Here is a 19,945-nt window from a genome sequence, read left to right as displayed (position 1 = left end):
AGTGAACCTGATCCTCCACATACTGGCACTGCCGGAGGCGGCAGGCCATAGACTCGGACCCATGTCAGCTCATGGGGGAGCGCCGGCACGGCGCGGGGGACTTTTGTTCGGTGTGGCCGTTCTGGCCGTTGCCCTTGCCGGCTGTGAGTATGCCGGGCCGGAGGATCAGCCGGCCCCGGCGTCCCCGCCGGCGGCAACACCGCCGTCCCGGTCCTTCGAGGAAAACGTCGATGAAGTGGCGCGTTTGCTTGAGGCTTCCCCGGCGGACCCCGGCATGCCGTCCGAGGCGGAGCCGGCCGGAAAACTGTTGCTGGATCTGGCGCCCGGAGACTACATGGTGACAGGCGCCTGCGCCGGGGCGTACGGGGCTAAACTCACCATCCTGGGGGCTGACGGTGTGCCGGAGGCAACGGACTTCACATGCGACTCCGCGCTGGACCGGTTCCTCAGGCACGACGGCGGGCCCATCACCATCAGTGCGGTCCCGCCCGTGGGCAAGCCGTCCGCAACGGGGGTCAAGGTGAAGACCAACCCGGACCCCACGGCCTCGGAGCTGGAGGACTTGTCGGAGTGGTCAGCGGAGCAGTTGCAGCCACGCATCCCGGGGGAGTTGCGCGGTACCAGCGGCGGCAACACGACCACCACGGGAACGCTTATGGCCGAACCGGGCGAGTACGAACTGCATTTTGTCTGCATAGGGCCGACCTTTGCTGAGCTGTCCGCGTCGACGACGGCGGGTGCTGAAGTCCTTGCCCCCGTGCGGGTTCCGTGCGACGGGCAGGCGGTCAAGACGCCCATGCTGCTGCCGACGCAGGGAGCAGATTTCACGATAAGCCCGGACGATGGTGTGGACGGCCGCTTCGCCTACCGGCTCGTGCCATCCGCCGAACCTACGGGTGCCGGATAAAAGCGGGGGCCAGGAGTCCTACTTGATAAGCACACCTTTGTGAAGACGGACAGCATGGGTAGCGGTGCCTCAACCGCAGGGTGGAAACTGGTCGGGCTGACACAATCCCGCCTCATCCCGCACCTGTACCTATCGCCGGAGAAAGTGAGCAGGACATGGAATTGAAAGTCACCATGAACGTCACCGTCGATGGCGTCATGCAAGGCCTCGGTAGTCCCGATGAGGATCGTCGGGGCGGCTTCGAACGCGGGGGCTGGGCCGGGCCCCTGCTGGACCCCGAGTCCCGCAACTACCTTAACGAGGTATACGGCAACGCCGCCGCATTCCTCTTCGGCAGGTGGACGTACGAGGTGTTCGCCGGTTCCTGGGGTTCGGGGATGGCAGACGCGGCGGATGATCCGGTCGCTGCGGCGCTGAACAACCGCCCGAAGTACGTCGTGTCAACCACCCTTTCCCAGCCGGCGTGGGAACCGACGACTGTCCTGACCGGTGACATTGCATCACACGTTCGGAAGCTGAAAGAGGAGGGGGAGGGCGACCTGGTTGTGCCCGGCAGCCTCTCCCTCGTCCGCTGGTTGCTCGCCAATGACTTCGTGGACCAACTCGACCTGACTGTCTATCCCGTGGTCATCGGTCAGGGCAACAGGCTGTTCCCGGAGTCCGGGCCGGACTACAAGCTAGAGCTCCTCGAGTCGTCCACTACATCCCGCGGTCTCGTCATCCAGAAGTACCGGCCCGCCGGACGGCCGGAGTACGGGGTAGCTGCAGAAACGTGGACCGGGACGTAGCAGCCCGGACCGTCGTCTGGGCAGCGTTGCCAGGCTTGGCCGCCGGATGCCAAGCTACGTAGATGGGCGCAGTTACCGTGTCCGGCCTCAAAATCAACTACCGGGTTGTGGGATCGGGCGAACCCCTCATCCTTCTTCATGGGGGCTTTGGTTTTGACAGCCGATCCTGGAGCCCGCAGTTCGACGCTCTCGGTGACGAGTTCAACCTGGTCGCCTGGGACGCTCCGGGCAGCGGGGGATCCGACGATCCGCCCGAGTCCTTCTCCATGGACGACTACGCCGACACCCTGGCCGGGTTTGTGAAAGCAATTGGCCTGCCCCGCCCGCACGTCCTTGGCCTGTCGTTCGGCGGAGCACTTGCCTTGGCGCTCTATGGGCGACACTCGAGCCTGCCCAGAAGCCTGATTCTGGCGGGGGCGTATGCCGGCTGGGCCGGCTCCCTGCCAGCCGACGAGGTGCAGCGGCGCGTTCAGATGATCAGTGAGGACATCACTCAGCCTCCTGAGGACTGGCTGCCCAAGTACCTGCCCGGCATGCTCACCGAGTCTGCACCGCGGGAAATGGCCGAACAAACACTCGCGCTGATGTCCGGTATTCACCCGCGAGCCAGTTTGACGATGCTCCGGGCGATGGCGAATGCCGATCTGCGCGGCATCCTCCCTGACATCGACATCCCGACGCTGGTGCTGCATGGCGACCTCGACGCGCGGTCGCCGTTGGCGGTCGGGAAGGAGCTGCACAGGAGAATTCCCGCATCGCAGCTCGTCGTACTCCCCGGCGTCGGGCACCTGAGCAACATGGAGGCCGCCGACGCCTTCAATGCCGAGGTGAGGACGTTCCTTCGTGCGCTCGATTAACCGCCACAAACCTTGGGTAGGTACGCCGGCTTTACGAAACGCGTATCAATTACTCGGGCTCCCCGAAGGTAGGGGCCATATGGTGATGACTGGAGCCGGCGACGTGGGCGTTCGCCTGAGACCACGAACGCCTCCCCCAGCCGTCGCCGGCTCCGCACCCGGTGCTTGATGGCCCGCAGGTGCCCCTTTGGCGCAGCGAAGGCTCAAGATCGGCACAATAAATCCCGACGGTGGACATATGCGCTTCCGCCCGGTCCTCTGGCTTCCTAAGGTGTTTTTACAGGGCAGCAGAACAACTACGTCGAGGGGGACGTAAGGGCATGAATAATCCGCTCGGGGCAAAGGAATCGCGGCCGTCAATGGAGCCGCGAACGTCCGCTCCTGTTCCAGCTCCGCCTAAGAGCCGCCTGGTAAGGCCGTGCGCGGTGCAACTGACCCCGCCCCGAAGAGGCCGGGAACATGAAGTCCAGCGGCTGATCCGGGACCTCGCCGCACTTGCAGCCAAAAATCGTCCATCAGTCTCTTAGAAGCCAAGAAGCTGCACTTTCCGTCATCAGCTGCTGTTCCGGGCTTTGCGGCGGCGGAGCCTTCCTGGGGGGTTCCCGGCGCGCATCCCTTATATCCGGCCAGCGGCGAGCTCGGGGTCATCATCAGAACTCTTGCTGCCGGTCTCCTGCACTGTTAGCGAGGGCGCAGACTCTTCCCCTGATGCCTGCAAGGAGCGCCACACGCCCACTCCGGCCCCCGCCGCGAGCAGCATCGCGCCGAGCCACCACAATGTCCTGGCTGCCGACCGACCCGCTTCCACCGGGACCTCAGCAGTGGCTTTCGGCCCAACACGCTTCAACTGTTCCCGCACCCGGGGAGTCAGCGTCTCCACACCGCCTGCAAGCTCGTCCGCCAGCGCGCGCAGAAGCATTTGCAGGCGCGGGGACGCAGTTTCGATGCCGGTATCCAGGCCGGCCACCGCTCTTTGCAGAGCAGCCTGCACACCGGGCGTGGCCCATTCCTTGCCCCTGGCCAGACGGGTGGTGAGGTTTTCCAGAAGATGGTGGAGCTGCTCGGTTTCAGTCATGGGTTCTGCCGTACGCATGGGTGCCTCCTGTGTGGGATGGATGCCCATAGCCTACGGCCGGCGGCGTGACAGAAGAAAGGGTATTTGGCTCGGACTGGAAGACCTCCGCAGCAGGTACCAGCGCTGGTGTCACGAGTAGTCAGCACTCAGAAAACAGGTAAGGACTGCAGCCTGTTCCGGGCCTACACTCAGGCATGGGTACGATCCCGTCAGTAGTCCTAATCTTCGGTGCAGCTTTCGCTTGGATGGGATTAACGGTCTTCGTACTCCTACGCTTGCGGCGCCGCCGGAAAGGGTCGTCGCTGGTGGCTTCGGCTGCCCCTCCCACCGCTCCTAACAGTGAGCTCCCGTACAGGCCTTGGCACCGGGTACGCCCCATAACCGGGCATCATCCAGCCCGGCACCGCAGGCCGGGCGTCAGGAAAGTCCGCACATGAAGGGCCGTGCGAGGCGTCGAACCGCCGACAACAACACACAAGCTTCATCCGGTTCACGGTAAATAGTTCTTGGGGGTAGACATGGATACCGGGACAATTCTCGGATTTACTTTCGGGTACTTTGCCACCCTTGCCGGCGTGTTCATGCTGTACTTACCGATCGTCGTCCTCGTCGTTGTGCTGTTGATTGCAGCAGGTGTCCTCCAATTACTGCTCCTGCCGTTCATCGTCCTGCTGCGCAAGGTTCGCCGGTCAAAGCCCACGCCGGACATGGACGCAGCATGGCTCTTGACACAGGCTGAGCCGTAGCCCGCCCGTCTCCTTCGTCTCCGCAGGATTGGCCACTGTGGAGGTGCCAGGCATTAGGTATGCCCAGCATATTGACTGCCCTTAACCCGAGGAATAGCGTCTGCGCTAGCGGGGCATTCACCCCGTTATCACCGAGTGAGGCGCCGCATCCGTGCCACTTCGGCCCTGCTACAACGGTGTCCTCAGGGCCGGTATGAAGTTCCTGCGGCGACAACCGGGATGAAGATGCAGGGAAGGGAAAAGACCATGCCAAAGTATCTGTTTGAAGCGACGTACGTGGGCCAGGGCATCAAAGGGCTGATGAAGGAAGGCGGCACCGCGCGGCGGGACGCACTGGTGGAGGCCCTCGGCTCGGTGGGAGGCTCACTGGAGAGCTTCTACTACGCCTTTGGTTACTACGACGTCCTGGGTGTTTTTGAGGCGCCGGATGATGCAAGTGCCGCAGCGCTGTCGCTGCTGATCAACTCGACGGGGAACGTCAACGTCCGCCTGAAGCCGCTCCTGACCGTGGAAGACCTCGACAACGCCGCCAAGAAGACGCCGTCCTACCGGGCGCCGGGGCAGTAGGGGAGCCAGGCACCAAAGCCAGCGGGCCGGCGTCGTGAAGTACGACGGCGGCCCGCTGGCTTTGGAGGCGAAGGCGCCTACGCGCGGGGGAGCCCCAGATAGCGTGGAACCCTTTCCGCGTAGCCGGGGTAGGACTGCGGAAAGAGCTCCGCGAGGGCAGCTTCTTCGGCGACGACAAAGCGGTGCTCCACCAGCAGTTCGGCCGGCAGCAGCGCGAGGACCCAGGACGAACCGGCCAGGACTCCCGCGCCGAGCTGGATGAGCCACCAGCCCACGTACATGGGATGACGGGTCACCGCGTAGGGGCCGGTGACCACCAGATCGTCCGGCCGCTCCAGCTCGAAGCGGCCCGTCGAGCGGCGCCGTCGTTCAGCCAGCGCCCAGACGTTGAATCCGACGCCGGCGACCACCAGTCCCGCTCCAGCCGCCTTATGGACGGCGCGGGAGCCGGGAAGCGGCAGGGGATGGAGCCTGGCAAGGAGGAGATCGAGGGCCATCGCGGCCACGACGGGCGCCGGCAGGGGAAGGTTCTCGTAGGCAGCCTTTAGCCGCGCCGCCAGGGTATGCGCAGAACTGATGTCCGCCGCCATGGTTTCAGGGTACGCCGCGTGGGCCATGACGCAGTGCCTGACTGAGCACCCAGACGGTCCGCGGAACAGTCCACACGATGGCCAGCCCGAGCACAAGCACCAACGAGACGCCCACGTCCGGGAACTGGCGGATGATGACCAGCAGGTTGGTGTCGAACCGGGCCGGTGCATAGATAAAGCACAGCCACAGGGCGAACACGTCCAGGGCGAGCGCCGCCAAACCCACCGCCAACAGCGGAAGCCGCCCGCCGCCGTCGTACGTTCTCCGGAGCAGCACCCGAAGTGCCAGCCACAGACTGAGCAGCTCAGCCACCAGCAGTCCCAGCGCGACCGCCCAGCTGTAGCGCTGCAGCCAGTCCTCCTGGATGACTGCGGGAATGGGCTGCTGGCCGTGGAGGATCCGCAGGATGTTCGTGTCGATGGCCTGGAGCCGGGAGGGAGCCGAGGTGTCGTTCGCGTTGATGACCAGTGCGACGCCCAGCCTGGTGGAGGGAACCATCGCCAGGTACGTATGGCTGTTGCCCCACTCGCCCTGGTGCTCGGCGAGCAAGGGCAAGGAGGCATCGTCGGCGGCCTCCGCGGCAGGGACGGATTCAACCAGCGGGCGGGTGAACCACCCCATCGCGTACATCTTTGACCCGTCAACCCGGACCCCGGGCTCGAGCATGGCCCGGACGCTGTCGGGCTGAAGGATGCGCGCGTCCCGGAATTGCCCCTCATCCAGCAGCATGTTGAGCTCCCGGCCCAGGTCATTCGCCGAGGCGTACATGGTGCTCGACGGCATCCCGGTGGCGGGCGCGGGCACCTCCGTCTGCTGCCAGGAAGTGCCGAACCACAGCGAGTGGCCGGTGGCGGCACCATCCGCAAGGGCAGCAGCGCGGGTCGCATGGCTATGGCTCATGTCCAGGGGTTCGAAAACATGCTGGCGCATGTAGTCCCCGAACGGCTGCCCGGAGACCGTCTGAACCAGGAGGCCCAGGACGTTGAAGTTGGCGTTGGCGTAGCCGAAGGCAGCACCCGGGACTCCCGCCAGCGGGGAACCGGCGAGGTCCCGAACGCCTTGTTCGAGGGCCTCCGGGTCCTGCAAGAAGGAGCCTTCGAAGGCAGTGTCCTTGGACGCCATGCCGCTGGCCTGGTGCAGCAGGTGGCGGACGGTGATGGCGGACGCGCGGCTGTCCTGCAAAGTGAACCACGGCAGGTAGGTCCGGACGGGTTCATCCAGGCGGAGCCGGCCGGCCTCCACCTGCTGCATCACGGCGATGGCCGTGAGGGACTTGCTGGTGGATGCCAGCAGCACCGGGGTGTCGGCGGTCATCGGACGGCCCGAGTTGTCGGCGCTGCCATAGGCGGCGGCATGCACCGGGACCCCGTCCTGGACGACGACGACGGCGGCGCCCGGGAGCCCGATGGCGGCCATTTGTTCCTGCAGGAAGGCATCTACTGCTTCATAAGTACGTTGGTCAGGGACGACGGCGGGCGGGGCCTGGGGTACGACGGCGGCGGCGTGTTCGAAAGGACGTAAGAGAACGGCAACAGCCAGGAGGCACAACAGGAAAGAACGCGAAAACCGGGAGCTTCTTCGCACGCCCGCACCTGCCTCGGCTGACGGCGTCACCGGTCCGGTTCCCCCTCCCGCCGGTGGCGGTGGTGCAGCTCGTAGCTGTCGAACACGTCGGAGGAGGTGGTTCCGGCATGGCCGAATTTGCCGCGCAGGACGTCCGCGAGCCCATCCAGTGCCGCGTGCAGCATCCGTCCGGCGAACTGGAGTTCCCGGCTTTCGCTCCGTTCGGCGTCCGATGCCAGCTGCTGGGCGTAGGCAAGTGTGGCAGGCAGGGAACTCCGCTGGTCCACTTCGCGGAAATAGTAGGTTTCGTGGAAGGCCAACAGGTCTATGCCCACGGTGGCTACGTTCCGGGCCAGCGACTCCAGCAGTCCGGCTGCATGGGCGGGTTCCAGTGCCGCTACACCCTCAGGGCCGGCCGCCTCCCGGAACAGGTTCAGCTGGTGGGCCAGAGCCCGTCGCCGGTTCAAGGCAGGGTAGGTCTGCAGGATCCAGGAAACTGTGGCGGTCAGCAGCCCGAAGCCGGTCACGGCCTGCAGGGCGGAGACCAGCCGGAGCAGCGGACTGGCAGCCACGATTTCGCCGAACCCCACAGTGGAAAGAGTGACGAGCGAGATGTAGAGGGCTTCGGCAAAATCGGCCCGCTGCGGAACACCGGTCCCGTACACAAAGCCGTCCGGCAGGTGGGGCAGGTACAGGAGGGCCCAGCCGACGGCGGCCAGGCTCGCCCAGGTTGCGATCACGGCGGCCATGGCCAGGGGCGCCGCAACGGAGGATGCCCGGCCCCGGACTTTTTTCGTCAGCAGCCAGATTCCCCGCATGATCGCGCGCCCGGTGGGACCGGAGTCGTGCGGATACAGGAGGGTGTGGAAGACGTCCGCGAGCATCAAGAGAATCAGCCCGGCCCCCAGCACCGTCCAGAGCATATCCGCGATATCCATGCCTTATTTTAGTGGCGGCGGTTGGCCCTTATCCCCTGATGGTTGCCGCTGGCCGCCCCGAAGAACCAGCGCAACCCCGGTGGCCAATTCAATGCAGTAAATGGACAGGGGCGGAAGGTCGCCGGTGCTGGCCAGCACGCCGGCGAAGGTTCCCGCGCCGCCGAGATTCAGCCATCCGGGCCAGCGCGGAAAACCCGCGTGCGTGCGGGACCGCTGGAGCAGGGCGCCTCCAAGGGCCGCCATCCCCGCCAGGCTCACCCACACATACCCATAAAATGGCCACTCGGGCTGCCGCCCCAGCGCGAAGCCCTCGGGGTCGGTGAACCGGGCTGCCAGGTCCACAGGGAAGACGGCAGCTCCACCGGCCAGGAGGACTGCGCCGGCTTGGGCGAGCCGCCGCCCGGCCAGCCGTTCCTGTTCGCCACCCGCGCGTCCCTGGTCCCACTCTCCGGCGAGCGCCGCCACACCGGCAGGCAGCACAATTGTGCCCGCGCCGAGCAACACAGTCTGCGCCCTCCACTGCACGGGGTGCGCCAGCAAAATGTCCAGTTTGCGTTGCCGTTCCCGTTCCACGTAAACACGCGAGACAGGCATGAAGGCCCCGGCAAGAAAAGACGCGGACCCTGCAGCCATGACAGCACCCGCAGTTCGGGTCCCTCCACGAAGCAGCCGGCTCATGTAACGACGGTAGGCCTGAGCACCAGCAGGTACAAGGGCCCCACCGGGAAGCCAAATGGACTGGAGTAACTCTTTGTGAGAGGCTTCACAGGTTTTGGTGTGGTGCGCCACATCGCGTCGACCGACGCCGCGCAGCACCAAACGCATCACCCACGCTCTTCATGGAGGGAACCCACACTTATGAGCGATGCCTTATCAGCCATCAATAACGTGATCTGGAGCGACTGGCTCGTCTATCTCTGCCTCGCCACCGGAGTCTACTTCTCCATCCGGACACGCTTCCTGCAGGTCCGGCACGTCAAGGGGATGTTCCAGCAGCTCGTCCACGGCGAGAAGTCCGCCTCCGGCGTCTCCTCGTTCCAGGCCCTGGCCATGTCCCTGTCCGGCCGCGTCGGCACCGGTAACGTCGCCGGTGTCGCCACCGCCATCGCCTTCGGCGGACCGGGCGCCCTGTTCTGGATGTGGGCGGTCGCTTTCCTGGGCGCGTCCACATCCTTCATCGAGTCCACCCTCGGCCAGATCTACAAGACCCGTGACCCGCTGACCGGCGAGTACCGCGGCGGCCCGGCCTACTACTTCTCCCGCGGGTTCGCCCACACCAAGGGCGCCGGCTTCTTCAAGGTCTACGGCTATGTCTTCGCGGCCGTGACCGTCCTTGCCTGCGGCGTTCTGATGCCGGGTGTCCAGACCAACTCCATGGCCACCGCGATCAGCGGCGCCTGGGCCCTCGAGCCGTGGATTGTGGCCGTCGGCTCGGTCATCCTCCTGGCACTTGTGGTCATGGGCGGTGTGAAGCGCATCGCCAGCGTTGCCGCCTTCGTGGTGCCGTTCATGGCCGCCGGCTACATCATCCTCGCCCTGATCGTCGTGGTCATCAACGCCGCCCAGCTGCCGGAGATCCTCTCGCTGGTGTTCCGCAGCGCCTTCGGCATGGATTCGGCCCTCGGTGCGATCATCGGCCTGGCCGTGATGTGGGGCGTCAAGCGCGGCGTCTACTCCAACGAGGCCGGCCAGGGAACGGGCCCGCACGCAGCGGCCGCCGCCGAAGTCTCGCACCCGGCCAAGCAGGGCCTCGTCCAGGCCTTCGCGGTGTACATCGACACGCTGTTCGTCTGCTCGGCCACCGGCTTCCTGATCCTCTCCACCGGCGCCTACCGCGTCTTCTCCGGCGGCAGCGAAGACGGTGAAATCCTCGCCGAAGGCGGCCTCCTGTCCGCCTCGGCCGTCGTCGGACCCCAGTATGTGCAGGCCGGATTCGACTCCGTCTTCCCCGGCGTCGGCGCCGCGTTCATTGCTGTCACGCTGATCTTCTTCTGCCTGACCACCGTCATCGCGTACTACTACATGGCCGAGACCAACCTGCGCTTCCTCCTGGGCAACTCGTCGGCCACGGTGATCCCCGGCCTCCGGACCAGCCTCGGCCGCGCCACCACCATCGCCCTGCAGGTGGCCATCCTCGTCGCCGCTGCCTACGGTTGCGTGAACACGGCCGCGGATGCGTGGGTGATGGGTGATATCGGCGTCGGGCTTATGGCCTGGCTGAACATCGTGGGCATCCTGATTCTGCAGAAGCCTGCGCTCAAGGCCCTCAAGGACTTCGAGCGGCAACAGAAGCTCGGCCTCGACCCCGTCTTCGACCCGCAGACCCTCAGCATCACGGGGGCCACCTTCTGGGAGTCCTACAAGAAGGCCGGCCGCGAGAAGGAAACCGCGCGGATTTAGCGCACAGCGCGCCTGCCGCATCAGGCGGACGGTGACAAAGCGCGGAACGCCAAGCGCCGCCGTCGTACCCAACAGGGGTACGACGGCGGCGCTTGGCTTTGGCCCCGTTCCTCCCGCAGGGGAGGGGTGCTACAGCCGGTTTAAGTCTTTGCGGGCGGGCCTGCGCCTACTCGGTAACAGCCGCCGGAACAGGCTGATTCTCATTAAGGGCAGGGTGACGGCCACGCGGGCGCTGCGTTCTTCGGCGGTGGACGCCGTTGTGGACGGTTGGGATAAAGAAGACATGCCTACCGGATCATCACGAGGAGAGTCGGGTTTCGGAATCAGCGGGTGTTGATGACGCAGGCATATTTGGGCTTCCAAAGGCGAGCTCCGGCGCTCCATTGACAGCCCCAGAGGCCGGTGGGACGCTCGACTCATGTCCCGCGGGAGAACGGCACGTTTCCTGAACATCCAGCCATTCGGCATCGAAAAGGCCGCCGCTGCTGCAGGCCATGACCCCGATGTCCTGCGGATGGAAAACCTCGACACGGACATCGCCCCGCCGCCTTCCGCCGTGGCCGTGACCCGGGAGGCTGTCGGCCGCAGGGATGCAAACAGCTGGCTGCCGTTCACCGGGCTCGGGAAGCTGCGCGAAGCGGTTGCCGATCAGCTGAGCGAGCAAACAGGCCGCGCCTATAACCCCGCCACGGAGGTGGTGATCACGGGCGGTGCGCTCTCCGGCCTGCTCAGCACCCTGTTGGCCACGGTCGATCACGGCGACGAAGTGATCGTCACTGATCCCACGTACGCCGGGTTCATCAACCGCATCAGGCTCGTCGGCGCGGCTCCCGTCTTCGTGCCCCTCACGGTGGTCGGCAGCCATTGGCGGCTGGACCTGGACAGGCTGGCTTCGGCCGTGACCAAAAAGACGCGCGCCCTGCTGCTGATGAGTCCGTCCATGCCGTCCGGGCATGTGTTCACGGATGCAGAATGGGATGCCGTCGCGGAAGCATGTTCGGCAGCTGACTGCTGGCTGCTGTACGACGCGGCCATGGACAGGATTCTCTTCAACGGCCTGCGGTCCCGCCACCCGGCGTCGTTGGAGGCGTTGGCGGAGCGCACCATCACGCTGGGCGGGGTGTCCAAGAACTACAGGATGATCGGCTGGCGCGTCGGCTGGGCTGTTGGGCCGGCAGAGGTGATGCGGGACGTGGCGCTCGCCGCAACGTACAACACCACCGTGGCCAGCGGCTTCGGACAACTTGGCGCGGCCGCCGCGCTCCTGGCTTCCCGGGACGGCGGCGACGACGGCGTGGCCGCTGCGGTGGCGGAGTGGCAGGCACGCCGGGACCTGGTTCTGCGGGAACTGGACGGGCTCCCGGTGGTCGAGCCCGACGGCGGGTGGTCCCTCCTGGTCAATGCGGTCGCGCTCGGATTGAAAGCGCCCGAACTCGCGCAGCGGCTGCTCCAGCACGGACGCATTGCCGCGACACCGATGACGGAGTGGGGCCAGCACGTCGCACGGGAGTACGTCCGCCTGGTCTTCGCCACCGAGCCGGTGGAGCGACTGACGGGCATCAGGGAACGGTTCCGCGCGGCGCTGCGATGAGCCTCGCCTGGCACGCCGGATGTCTCTCCCTGCCCGCGGCGTGGTCTAGCTACACGGCCGCCTTCTTTCAAAGGGATGGCCAGTCCGCCGCGCCCGGTCCGTCGAACAACGCGCTGGTGCTGCTCTGGGGGCCACCACATGGACGGCGTTGCGCTGGACGGTGAAGTCGGTGAGCGTGGTGGTGGCGATCTCGCCGTCGAGGGTGCGGTCGTCGATCCCCGCAGTCGGGGAGACCGTATTGCCGCGGCCTTCCGCCCGCCGATTTTCGACAAAGGCTGAGATAATGGGAACCGAACTGCCCCACTATCTGATCATCACCAACCCCGAAGACCTGGCGGGGGTGCCCGCTCCGGCCGATAGGAGCACAGCGTGTTCAGATCCGGACTGCGAGCGGCGGCTGCGGTGGTCCTCGCACTCGTCGCTTCGTCTTGCGCAAGCAGCACCTCGAGCGAGGCCCCGGACATTACCCCGCCTCCGAGTGCGAGCACTACGACACCGGAGAGCCCGCAACCCCCGCCGAGTCAGCCATCCAGCGCGCGAGGGCCGGGCACCACGATCACCACAGCCGCGAGCGACTTCGGCCAGATGCTCTTCGATGCCAAAGAGCAGGCCATCTATATCTGGGAGAGTGAGGAGAGCATCAGTCCTGAGTGTTACGACGACTGCGCTGTAGCGTGGCCACCCGTGCTGACCGATGGAGCGCCGACCGCTAGCGGCGAGGTCGACTCAGCGCTGCTGGGGACGACGAAGCGGCGCGACGGCACGACCCAGGTTACCTACAACGGGCATCCGCTCTACTTCTACGCGCACGAGGCGCCTGGCGAGGTGAAGTGCCACAACGTCTCGACTCACGGGGGCCTATGGTGGGTCGTAGATCCGGATGGGATCCGGGCCCCGTAGCTGCAGTGCATCGTAAGGCTCCTTAGCCCGTCTTCGACGTGGAGGTGGCCACGAGATTGGAAAAGCCAACCAACAAGCTTGCCCTGATTTGTGGCGGTCGTCGTTGGTCTTCTCGATCATTTTTCGTCGTTGTGGTCGATCACCTCTCGATCTTCCAGTCGTGGGGGTTCAGCCACTGGATTCGTCTGATGGGTGGCATATTTGGGGGATCCGCGAGCGGGTTTGAAGTACCGCCAACAAACAGAGACCCAGACAGCGCCGAATATCAAGCCGACAGCTGTGTCCGTTGGATAATGAACCCCCCAGTACAGTCGGGAAAGGGCTATGCCCAGCACGATGAGCGGTGCGAGGATGAGGCCGAGGTCGCGGAGGCGGGATTCTGCCCAGGCCCGGAGCAGCAGTGCTAGCCCCCCGTATGTGACGACGGCGGCCGCTACATGTCCTGATGGGAAGGAAGAGGTGGGTGGAAGCCCTTCCGACAGGTGGTCGACATCCGGCCTGGGCCGGCGGACGATCATTCCTGAGATCAGATATAAGGCGGTCTCACCGACCGCAGCCACGAGCAGGAACACCGCCGGAGCAGCTCGCCTCGTGATCGCAACGGCAAGAGGTGCGGCAACAAGCAGAACTCCCACAATTCCGGGCGTATTGCCAAAGGATCCGGCCACATCCGCTAGGGCGTTCCACGTCTCATTGCGGTGCTCGGCCAGCCATTCGACCGTTGCCTGGTCCAAGCGCCGAACAGAGTCAACCCCGGTGACAAGGAAGCCCGCGCCGGTCACACCACTTGCAATGAGCACCCAGATGCCGGCGAGTTTAAGAGCGCTGCTTCTCCCGCCCGGTAGTGGCGGGTTCCCTGCGGACGCCGGGACCAGCACGGTCCGATCCTGTACAGGCAGTCCATACCACCAGCGTGTCCGTTGGCCGGCATGCTGCTGCCACCGACGAAAGGCCGCCAAGGTAGCGCCAAGCCAGGCGATGCCGATCAACCAGCCGAGGAGTTGCGGCCCGAATGAGACGGCTCCGGCGAGCATCCGCATGATTTCGAACATGATCACTGGCGGCACTGTTCCGACAACCGTCCACGTCCTGCCTCTCGCCGGGACGGCAGGAAGGAAGACCAGGAGCAGCACTCCCAACGAAACAGCGAGTTGTATCGACCCGCTGGAGAACACGCTCCCGCCCTGGGAGCTCGTACCGGTCAAGAAGGACTTCAGGACGATCCCGCCTCCAGCGAGGACGAACATCCCCACCGCAACGGCGGCCACATATACCGCAGATGCGGAAAGTCCGCGTATCGCCAGCCACAGCACCACCACCGGCAGGATCAGCCACCCAACCTGCGCAGCGATCTCGGCCACGAAATCGGCGCCACCCCACAGCACTTCTACGAGCCCGCCACCAGACGGGACGGCAGTTGACGGCAACGGCGTTACTGACTCGAACACGAGGCCCAGAACAGTCAGCGTGAGAAGAATCCCGGCACAACGTACGATGAATCCGCTCATTTCCTAGCATCCTCTCAAGACACAGCGTATAGCCGTGATCCGTTGCTGCCCAGACGGTACTGCGGGGTTATCCAGTGGCGATACCAGTTCAGAGGTTCGGACAAAGCCGCTACCCGGGGCGAGCTCCTTTAGATACTGAACTGAAGCTATTTGTAAGACTGGATCGGTGTCCCGTCCGCGCGTATGGACTGCCTGTAGACCGAGGAATAACGTCTGCCTTAGCGGAATCATCCACCCCGTTTCCACGGGACAAGGGGCCGGATCTGGGCCGGATGGCTCCGTTCCGATCCTTGCATTCCATGGGGGCCTTACAGACCGATCATCGACCTGGTTTCGGCCGGAGTGGGTCAGCGCTGCAGGCCTGCCCTGATCTGGATGAGGGTGAGGTCCAGCAGTGGCGTACGGACGTTGAGGCTGCGGGCCCTGCGGGCGAGGTCGCCGAGGATGTGCTCGGCTTCGGAGGGCAGCCCTGCGGTGAGGTCCCGATAGAGGGAGGAAGTGAAGGCCGAGCCCGGCTCGGTGAGTATTCCGACCGCTTGTGTATGAGCGGCGTCGGACACGGGATGCCCTGCCGCGGCCGCCACCGCTTCGGTTTCGCCGATGGCCTCCAGGATCCTGGACTGCCCGCCGGCGTCGAGGATCCGTCCCACCGGGGCACGGAACAGGCAGTTGACGATTCCCGCGGCCGCGATGAAGGCCCACTTATCCCACAGTGCGCCCATCACGTCGTCCACTACCGAGAAGTCGACGCCGGGCACGTCCAGAGCTTCAGAAACCTCTGGGGGGACAGGGTTTCCGTTCAGCCCGCCCACCATGAGGGAGGTCAGGGGCACCTGCTGGCGGACCACGTCGCCGTCGAGCGTGGCGACGATCCGGGCCAGGCCGCCGAGCACCTGCCCCGGGTACTGCTGCTCCAGCTGGTCCACATGCGCCATGCCGTTGAGGATGGGCATGATCATGGTTCCGGGTCCGACGAAAGCGCCGATTTCGCCGAGGACGCCCTCGAACGCTGTGGCTTTGACCGTGACGAGGATCAGGTCGAAGGCCTCTGAGCCGTCCGGGGCTGTGATGGTTTTCACCGGGTTTGTCCGGTCGGCGGTGGGGGAGACGAAACGCAGCCCGTCGCGGCGGAGGACCTCCTGCTTGCGCGGCCGCACCAAGTACGTGACATCCCGTCCCGCTTCCTGCAGGAGCGTACCGAACGCCCCGCCTGTTGCTCCGGCTCCGACGACGAGGATCCGCATGGGTGGGCACCTTCCGGTTGGTTCGACATTAGTGACCGAATTCAGAAGCCCAGGACGGCCGAGGCTTTGTTTCCGCTGCTCCAAGGCTAGGCCGTTTCAGCAGAGCCACCCACCGAGCGGGCCGGGCGTAGGGTGGGAGTCGGACGAAAGGAGCACTTCATGAAGAAAATCCTCATGGTACTGACCAGCGTTTCCGAGATCGGCAATACGGGAGAGAAGACGGGCTACAACGTGGCCGAGGCTGCACATCCCTGGAAAGTGTTCAAGGATTCAGGCCATTTCGTCGACTTTGCGTCCATCCAGGGCGGCCAGCCCCCGCGCGACGAGGTGGACTCGAAAGATCCCATCCAGGTTGCCTTCACGGAGGATGAGACCACGCGCGCCGGCCTCTACAACACCGCCCGCGTCGACGTCGTTGATCCGGACCAGTACGACGCCGTCTACCTCGTGGGCGGCCACGGCACCATGTGGGACTTCCCGGACAGCGAAGGCCTGCAAAGCCTGGTGGCCAGGGTCTACAACAACGGCGGCTTGGTGGGCGCGGTCTGCCACGGACCGGCGGGCCTGCTGAACGTGGAACTGGAGAATGGGCTTCGCCTCGTGGAAGGCCGGAGGGTAGCTGCCTTCACCAACGACGAGGAGGTTGCTGCAGGCAAGGACAAGGTCATTCCGTTCTTCCTGGCAGACCGGCTTGAGGAACAGGGCGCCACCCACGTCTCCTCCGGTGTTTTCGAGGAAAGGGTGGTGGTTGACGACCGGCTTGTGACCGGCCAGAACCCGGCGTCAGCTGCCGGTGTGGCCAAGGAGATGGAGAAGCTCTTCGCAGCGGTCATCCATCAGGAAAAGGCCGAGGAACAGCATGACGCCGAGGCCTTGCGTGCCCAGAAGGACGCGATCAAGGCGGCTGCTGCTGCTGAAGGGGAGCAATAACCCAACGGTCACTGAGTCTGGCGGACACGCTGCAAGGACAGGAGCTGCTGTGAGGCCTTGAGCGGTTGGGACCGATCGCCATACAGTGACTGCCAACGACACTTCAGGAGCGACGACATGTCCCTTGTCCGCGTGCATAACTTCTCGGTCTCCCTCGACGGTTTCGGCACCGGTGAGGGCCAGCAACTGGACGCTCCATTCGGCCACGCCGGCACGCGGCTGCTGGAGTGGGCCTTCGAGACGCGGACCTTCCGCGCCATGGGCCTCCACGGGGAATCGGAAGGATCCTTTGGCATTGACGAGGCGTTCGCCAGCCAGTGGGGACCCGGGGTCGGCGTCGAAATCATGGGGCGCAACAAGTTCGGCCCTCAGCGCGGTCCTTGGGAGAACGAGGATTGGAAGGGGTGGTGGGGCGAGAACCCTGTGTTCCACACCCCCGTGGTTGTCCTGACACACCATCCCCGGCCGGTCCTCGAGATGGAAGGCGGAACAACCTTTCATTTCGTTGATGCCGACCCCGTCTCCGCGCTTGAGAAGGCCCGCGCCCTGGCCGGGGGACTGGACGTCAGGATCGGCGGCGGCGCCAGCACGGTGCGGCAGTTCCTGGAGGCAGACCTGATCGACCACATGCATGTCGTCCTCGTGCCGATTCTCCTGGGCCGTGGCGAACGGCTCTGGGACGGGCTCGAAGGACTCGAAGAACGCTTTGACATTGAAGCGAGCCCTTCCCCGTGCGGGGTGGTGCATCTGGTCTTCACCCGTCGCGCGGCTGACTAGGGCTCCGCTCCAAGGAACGGAACCTTAGTCAGCAAGCTGCCGGGATCAGGAATCCTGGTCTATGGCGATCACGATCTTGCCGCGGGTATGCCCTTCCATGTTGGACCGGAAGGCATCAGCGACTTTTTCCAGCGGAAAGACCTCGGCAACTTCCACGCGCATTTTCCGGCTGTACGCCAGGTCGGCGAGTTCCTGCAGGTCGTCTCCCACCGGATTGACCCACATCCAGTCGCCGCCGTGCTCTTCCACTTCGCTGTCGGCGATCGAGGCATGCCGGCCTCCTTCGGCCAGCACGGCCAGTGTCGCCTCGAGGTTTCCGCCTACGAAATCGGCAACGACGTCCACGCCGTTGGGACGCAGCGAGCGAACGCGCTCCGCGAGCCCGTCCCCGTAGGCAACGGGCTCGGCTCCCAGGGAGCGGAGGAACTCGTGATTCTTCTCTGAGGCAGTGGCGATGACACTGGCGCCGCGGGCCACAGCGATCTGGATGCCAAGGGAGCCCACGCCTCCGGAGCCCCCGTGGATCAGGACAGTTTCGCCGGACTTCAGCCCCAGCCGGTTAAGAACCTGGTAGGCGGTCAGGCCGGCCAGCGGCAGGCCCGCCGATTCATTCCACCCGAGCGAGGCAGGCTTCCGCGCCAGGAGCCGCTCCGGCAGCGCGATGTACTCGGCAAAGCTTCCACCGTGGACGTAGTCCTTGCGGCCGTAGGCGATAATCTCGTCGCCGGGCTGGAACTGCCGGGCGTCAATTCCCACCGACTCCACAACCCCTGCTACATCCCAGCCGGGGATGGCCGGAAACTGCAGATCCATGACGGCGTCCAGAGACCCGGCCATGATTTTCCAATCCACCGGGTTCACGGCGGCGGCCTTGACTTTGACCAGGACCATTCCCGGCCCGACTTTCGGCATTGGCTGATCACCAAATTCGAGGACGTCTGGGTTTCCGTATGTGTTGTAAGCAATTGCCTTCATGATCTCCACAACAGCGCAGCGGCGCTTCACTATTCCGAATCCCGGCGCTAAGTGGTGTGTCGCACGGCCAGGTCAGGCCCGGCAACGGATGCAGGCCATGAGAATGTGGCGTTGTCTTGGGGCTCCGCAGGCCGAAACATTCGGGCGGGACAGACGCGGGACGCGCTGCTGTGGAGGCGCGGCACGCATGTGAGACAGGTAGTTCTGTTTTCCCGACCCCCTATTCCTATACCTTGGCAATTTGTAGACTAAGTGGGAAAAACGTCTTGGCGGGGGCAGATGGAACTATATGTAGATCGAAATATCGCTCGACGATGGCAGAAGGAGCTTGGAACTAACGCGACCGGCGTCAAAATTTTTTCACCGTTCATCACTTCCAGCACTGCGCACTCTGTTACTCGACAACTACGCGACGGTTCATTAGAGGTTCATACTGACTTCAGGGCAGAACTGTTCGCAAATGGTGCGTCCTCTCTAACCACTCTTAGTAAGCTCATGGACGAGGGGCACGCTCTCTTCCATGTTGATCAACTTCACGCCAAGGTGATCATAGTTTCCAGGCAATTTGCCAGCGTCGGTAGCCAAAACCTCACAAACGGCGGAACGCGGAACAAAGAGGCCAGCGTTGTTTTTACCGAAGCCAGCGTTGTCAGCGACATTGAGAAGTTCATCCAGCCCTGGTTGGAGCAGCGCTCGCCGATAACGCCGGAAATGGTCGCTGACATGAAGGCCCTGTTGCCCGAGATTGCCGAGAATTACCGTAAAGCCCAAACTGCTGCCGCGGAGGCAGATAAGAGGGTCGCGGAACTTCACGCCCTCCGGGAGGCGAAGGAGCGCTTTGAGCGGCAACAAGAGGAAGTGCGACGCCTTGAGCTCCTTCGGTCGGCCTTGCATAGAGCGCCAACATCCAATTCTGTTGCCTTTGGAAAGGTCAGGGATGTTACTAATACTTACAGCATTCGGCCGACGACCAGCCTCGTAGTTGATCGAGGGTATGACTTGACGTCTTGGCATATAAATGGAAGCAATATCAAACTGAATGAGCGAACTCGTTATCTCTGCATAAATGAGGACAACGGAAAAATAGGTTGGGCGCGGGTGGTGCGCACGAGGATTACCTTCATCGCACCAAAGCTTGTACTCGGGACAGTCCAGATCAACGGACGGCACTGCAAATTGCATTTGGAAGCGGACTGGTCGCGAAGGCCTTGGCTTGGACGACGCGCCAAAGTTGAGATCCGTACGCTGACTGACCAGAAAATATGTACTGTCAGCATCGGTTTCAGTACGCAGGGAATTGCCGTATTGAAGATCAGTGCAGCGTCAAAAGTTGCAAAATCTCGAGATGCAGTTAACCAATGGATGGAATGGGTAAATGATAACAATGCTATTTTTGCTGAAAGCGTCTTGAGGCATTTCACTTCACCCTTTCTTTATAAAGGCCGGTTGTATGGAAACAAGGCCGATGTCTTCTTTGGGCCGATCGGTCGTCAATTCGTCCTGCGAGCAGTCACCATCAAAGGGCAGCCAGTGATTGCTGCAAGATCACTAAAATAAGTTGATGCCCTCCGGTTGGAGGCCCACGTCG

20 protein-coding genes are annotated in these 19,945 nt (G+C 64.1%); 12 read left to right on the top strand and 8 right to left on the bottom strand.

The genetic code is table 11. From position 1 onward, the window contains the following. Positions 1-61: 61 nt before the first annotated feature. From B5520_RS18205 to B5520_RS18195, 3 genes are all read left to right on the top strand, one after another. A complete protein-coding gene (locus tag B5520_RS18205) occupies positions 62-907 on the top strand; it encodes a hypothetical protein (RefSeq protein ID WP_139386258.1) in 846 nt (281 codons plus the stop codon). Between the two features lie 155 nt (positions 908-1,062). Continuing rightward, positions 1,063-1,695 carry a dihydrofolate reductase family protein gene (locus tag B5520_RS18200; RefSeq protein WP_079598478.1) on the top strand — a complete coding sequence of 211 codons (633 nt, stop codon included), beginning with the start codon at positions 1,063-1,065 and terminating at the stop codon, positions 1,693-1,695. A 62-nt stretch (positions 1,696-1,757) separates the two neighbouring features. Further along, positions 1,758-2,552, top strand: coding sequence for an alpha/beta fold hydrolase (locus tag B5520_RS18195; protein ID WP_079598477.1), 795 nt, complete (start codon positions 1,758-1,760; stop codon positions 2,550-2,552). 616 nt (positions 2,553-3,168) lie between these two features. Here B5520_RS18195 and B5520_RS18190 read toward each other — a convergent pair. Further along, positions 3,169-3,645 carry a hypothetical protein gene (locus tag B5520_RS18190; RefSeq protein WP_079598476.1) on the bottom strand — a complete coding sequence of 159 codons (477 nt, stop codon included), beginning with the start codon at positions 3,643-3,645 and terminating at the stop codon, positions 3,169-3,171. Positions 3,646-4,145: 500 nt separating this feature from the next. Here B5520_RS18190 and B5520_RS18185 point away from each other — a divergent pair, with 500 nt between their 5' ends. Together B5520_RS18185 and B5520_RS18180 are read left to right on the top strand one after the other, a co-directional pair. Then, the gene (locus tag B5520_RS18185; protein ID WP_079598475.1) at positions 4,146-4,373 is read left to right on the top strand and encodes a hypothetical protein; all 228 of its coding nucleotides are present in this window, start codon (positions 4,146-4,148) and stop codon (positions 4,371-4,373) included. 246 nt (positions 4,374-4,619) lie between these two features. After that, entirely contained in the window at positions 4,620-4,940 is a 321-nt protein-coding gene (locus B5520_RS18180) for a GYD domain-containing protein (RefSeq protein ID WP_079598516.1), read from the top strand. 77 nt (positions 4,941-5,017) lie between these two features. On the opposite strand, the gene B5520_RS18175 is transcribed toward B5520_RS18180, so the two are convergent. Genes B5520_RS18175 through B5520_RS18160 form a run of 4 tightly spaced genes read right to left on the bottom strand, consistent with a single transcriptional unit; the run spans position 5,018 to position 8,626 of the window. Next, positions 5,018-5,530, bottom strand: coding sequence for a methyltransferase family protein (locus B5520_RS18175; protein WP_079598515.1), 513 nt, complete (start codon positions 5,528-5,530; stop codon positions 5,018-5,020). A 4-nt stretch (positions 5,531-5,534) separates the two neighbouring features. Beyond that, the gene (locus B5520_RS18170; protein ID WP_079598514.1) at positions 5,535-7,115 is read right to left on the bottom strand and encodes a serine hydrolase domain-containing protein; all 1,581 of its coding nucleotides are present in this window, start codon (positions 7,113-7,115) and stop codon (positions 5,535-5,537) included. Positions 7,116-7,141: 26 nt separating this feature from the next. Beyond that, positions 7,142-8,032: a potassium channel family protein gene (locus B5520_RS18165; protein WP_079598474.1), complete on the bottom strand. Its 891-nt coding sequence runs from the start codon at positions 8,030-8,032 to the stop codon at positions 7,142-7,144. A gap of 3 nt (positions 8,033-8,035) precedes the next feature. Next, positions 8,036-8,626 carry a hypothetical protein gene (locus B5520_RS18160; RefSeq protein WP_146088612.1) on the bottom strand — a complete coding sequence of 197 codons (591 nt, stop codon included), beginning with the start codon at positions 8,624-8,626 and terminating at the stop codon, positions 8,036-8,038. 264 nt (positions 8,627-8,890) lie between these two features. On the opposite strand from B5520_RS18160, the gene B5520_RS18155 reads away from it, so the two are divergent. The 4 genes from B5520_RS18155 to B5520_RS23275 all read left to right on the top strand — a co-directional run bounded on the left by B5520_RS18155 (position 8,891) and on the right by B5520_RS23275 (position 12,923). After that, positions 8,891-10,432 carry an alanine/glycine:cation symporter family protein gene (locus B5520_RS18155; RefSeq protein WP_079598472.1) on the top strand — a complete coding sequence of 514 codons (1,542 nt, stop codon included), beginning with the start codon at positions 8,891-8,893 and terminating at the stop codon, positions 10,430-10,432. A 418-nt stretch (positions 10,433-10,850) separates the two neighbouring features. Continuing rightward, the gene (locus tag B5520_RS18150) at positions 10,851-12,023 is read left to right on the top strand and encodes a pyridoxal phosphate-dependent aminotransferase (RefSeq protein WP_079598471.1); all 1,173 of its coding nucleotides are present in this window, start codon (positions 10,851-10,853) and stop codon (positions 12,021-12,023) included. A gap of 138 nt (positions 12,024-12,161) precedes the next feature. Continuing rightward, positions 12,162-12,302, top strand: coding sequence for a hypothetical protein (locus tag B5520_RS22810; RefSeq protein ID WP_176156914.1), 141 nt, complete (start codon positions 12,162-12,164; stop codon positions 12,300-12,302). 306 nt (positions 12,303-12,608) lie between these two features. After that, positions 12,609-12,923 (top strand): COG4315 family predicted lipoprotein, encoded by a 315-nt coding sequence (locus tag B5520_RS23275; protein WP_079598513.1) that lies wholly within the window; start codon positions 12,609-12,611, stop codon positions 12,921-12,923. Positions 12,924-13,039: 116 nt separating this feature from the next. Here B5520_RS23275 and B5520_RS18140 read toward each other — a convergent pair whose 3' ends face one another. Both B5520_RS18140 and B5520_RS18135 read right to left on the bottom strand, forming a co-directional pair. Beyond that, positions 13,040-14,431, bottom strand: a complete 1,392-nt coding sequence (locus B5520_RS18140) for a phosphatase PAP2 family protein (RefSeq protein ID WP_079598470.1) — start codon at positions 14,429-14,431, stop codon at positions 13,040-13,042. Positions 14,432-14,778: 347 nt separating this feature from the next. Further along, positions 14,779-15,675, bottom strand: a complete 897-nt coding sequence (locus B5520_RS18135) for a ketopantoate reductase family protein (protein WP_079598469.1) — start codon at positions 15,673-15,675, stop codon at positions 14,779-14,781. A gap of 159 nt (positions 15,676-15,834) precedes the next feature. Here B5520_RS18135 and B5520_RS18130 point away from each other — a divergent pair, with 159 nt between their 5' ends. Continuing rightward, on the top strand, positions 15,835-16,605 hold the full coding sequence (locus B5520_RS18130; RefSeq protein WP_079598468.1) for a type 1 glutamine amidotransferase domain-containing protein: 771 nt from the start codon (positions 15,835-15,837) through the stop codon (positions 16,603-16,605). Between the two features lie 117 nt (positions 16,606-16,722). Next, positions 16,723-17,382, top strand: a complete 660-nt coding sequence (locus tag B5520_RS18125; RefSeq protein WP_079598467.1) for a dihydrofolate reductase family protein — start codon at positions 16,723-16,725, stop codon at positions 17,380-17,382. Positions 17,383-17,427: 45 nt separating this feature from the next. Here the strand turns inward: B5520_RS18125 and B5520_RS18120 are convergent, their stop codons facing one another. Continuing rightward, a complete protein-coding gene (locus tag B5520_RS18120) occupies positions 17,428-18,357 on the bottom strand; it encodes an NADP-dependent oxidoreductase (protein ID WP_079598512.1) in 930 nt (309 codons plus the stop codon). Positions 18,358-18,636: 279 nt separating this feature from the next. Here B5520_RS18120 and B5520_RS18115 point away from each other — a divergent pair, with 279 nt between their 5' ends. After that, positions 18,637-19,914 carry a phospholipase D-like domain-containing protein gene (locus tag B5520_RS18115; protein ID WP_079598466.1) on the top strand — a complete coding sequence of 426 codons (1,278 nt, stop codon included), beginning with the start codon at positions 18,637-18,639 and terminating at the stop codon, positions 19,912-19,914. Positions 19,915-19,945 lie beyond the last annotated feature (31 nt).

The sequence above is a fragment of the Arthrobacter sp. P2b genome (assembly GCF_900168295.1).
In the GTDB taxonomy this organism is placed as follows: domain Bacteria; phylum Actinomycetota; class Actinomycetes; order Actinomycetales; family Micrococcaceae; genus Arthrobacter.
Note: the sequence above shows the minus strand (reverse complement) of the source record. Positions and strands in the feature narration are given on the sequence as shown.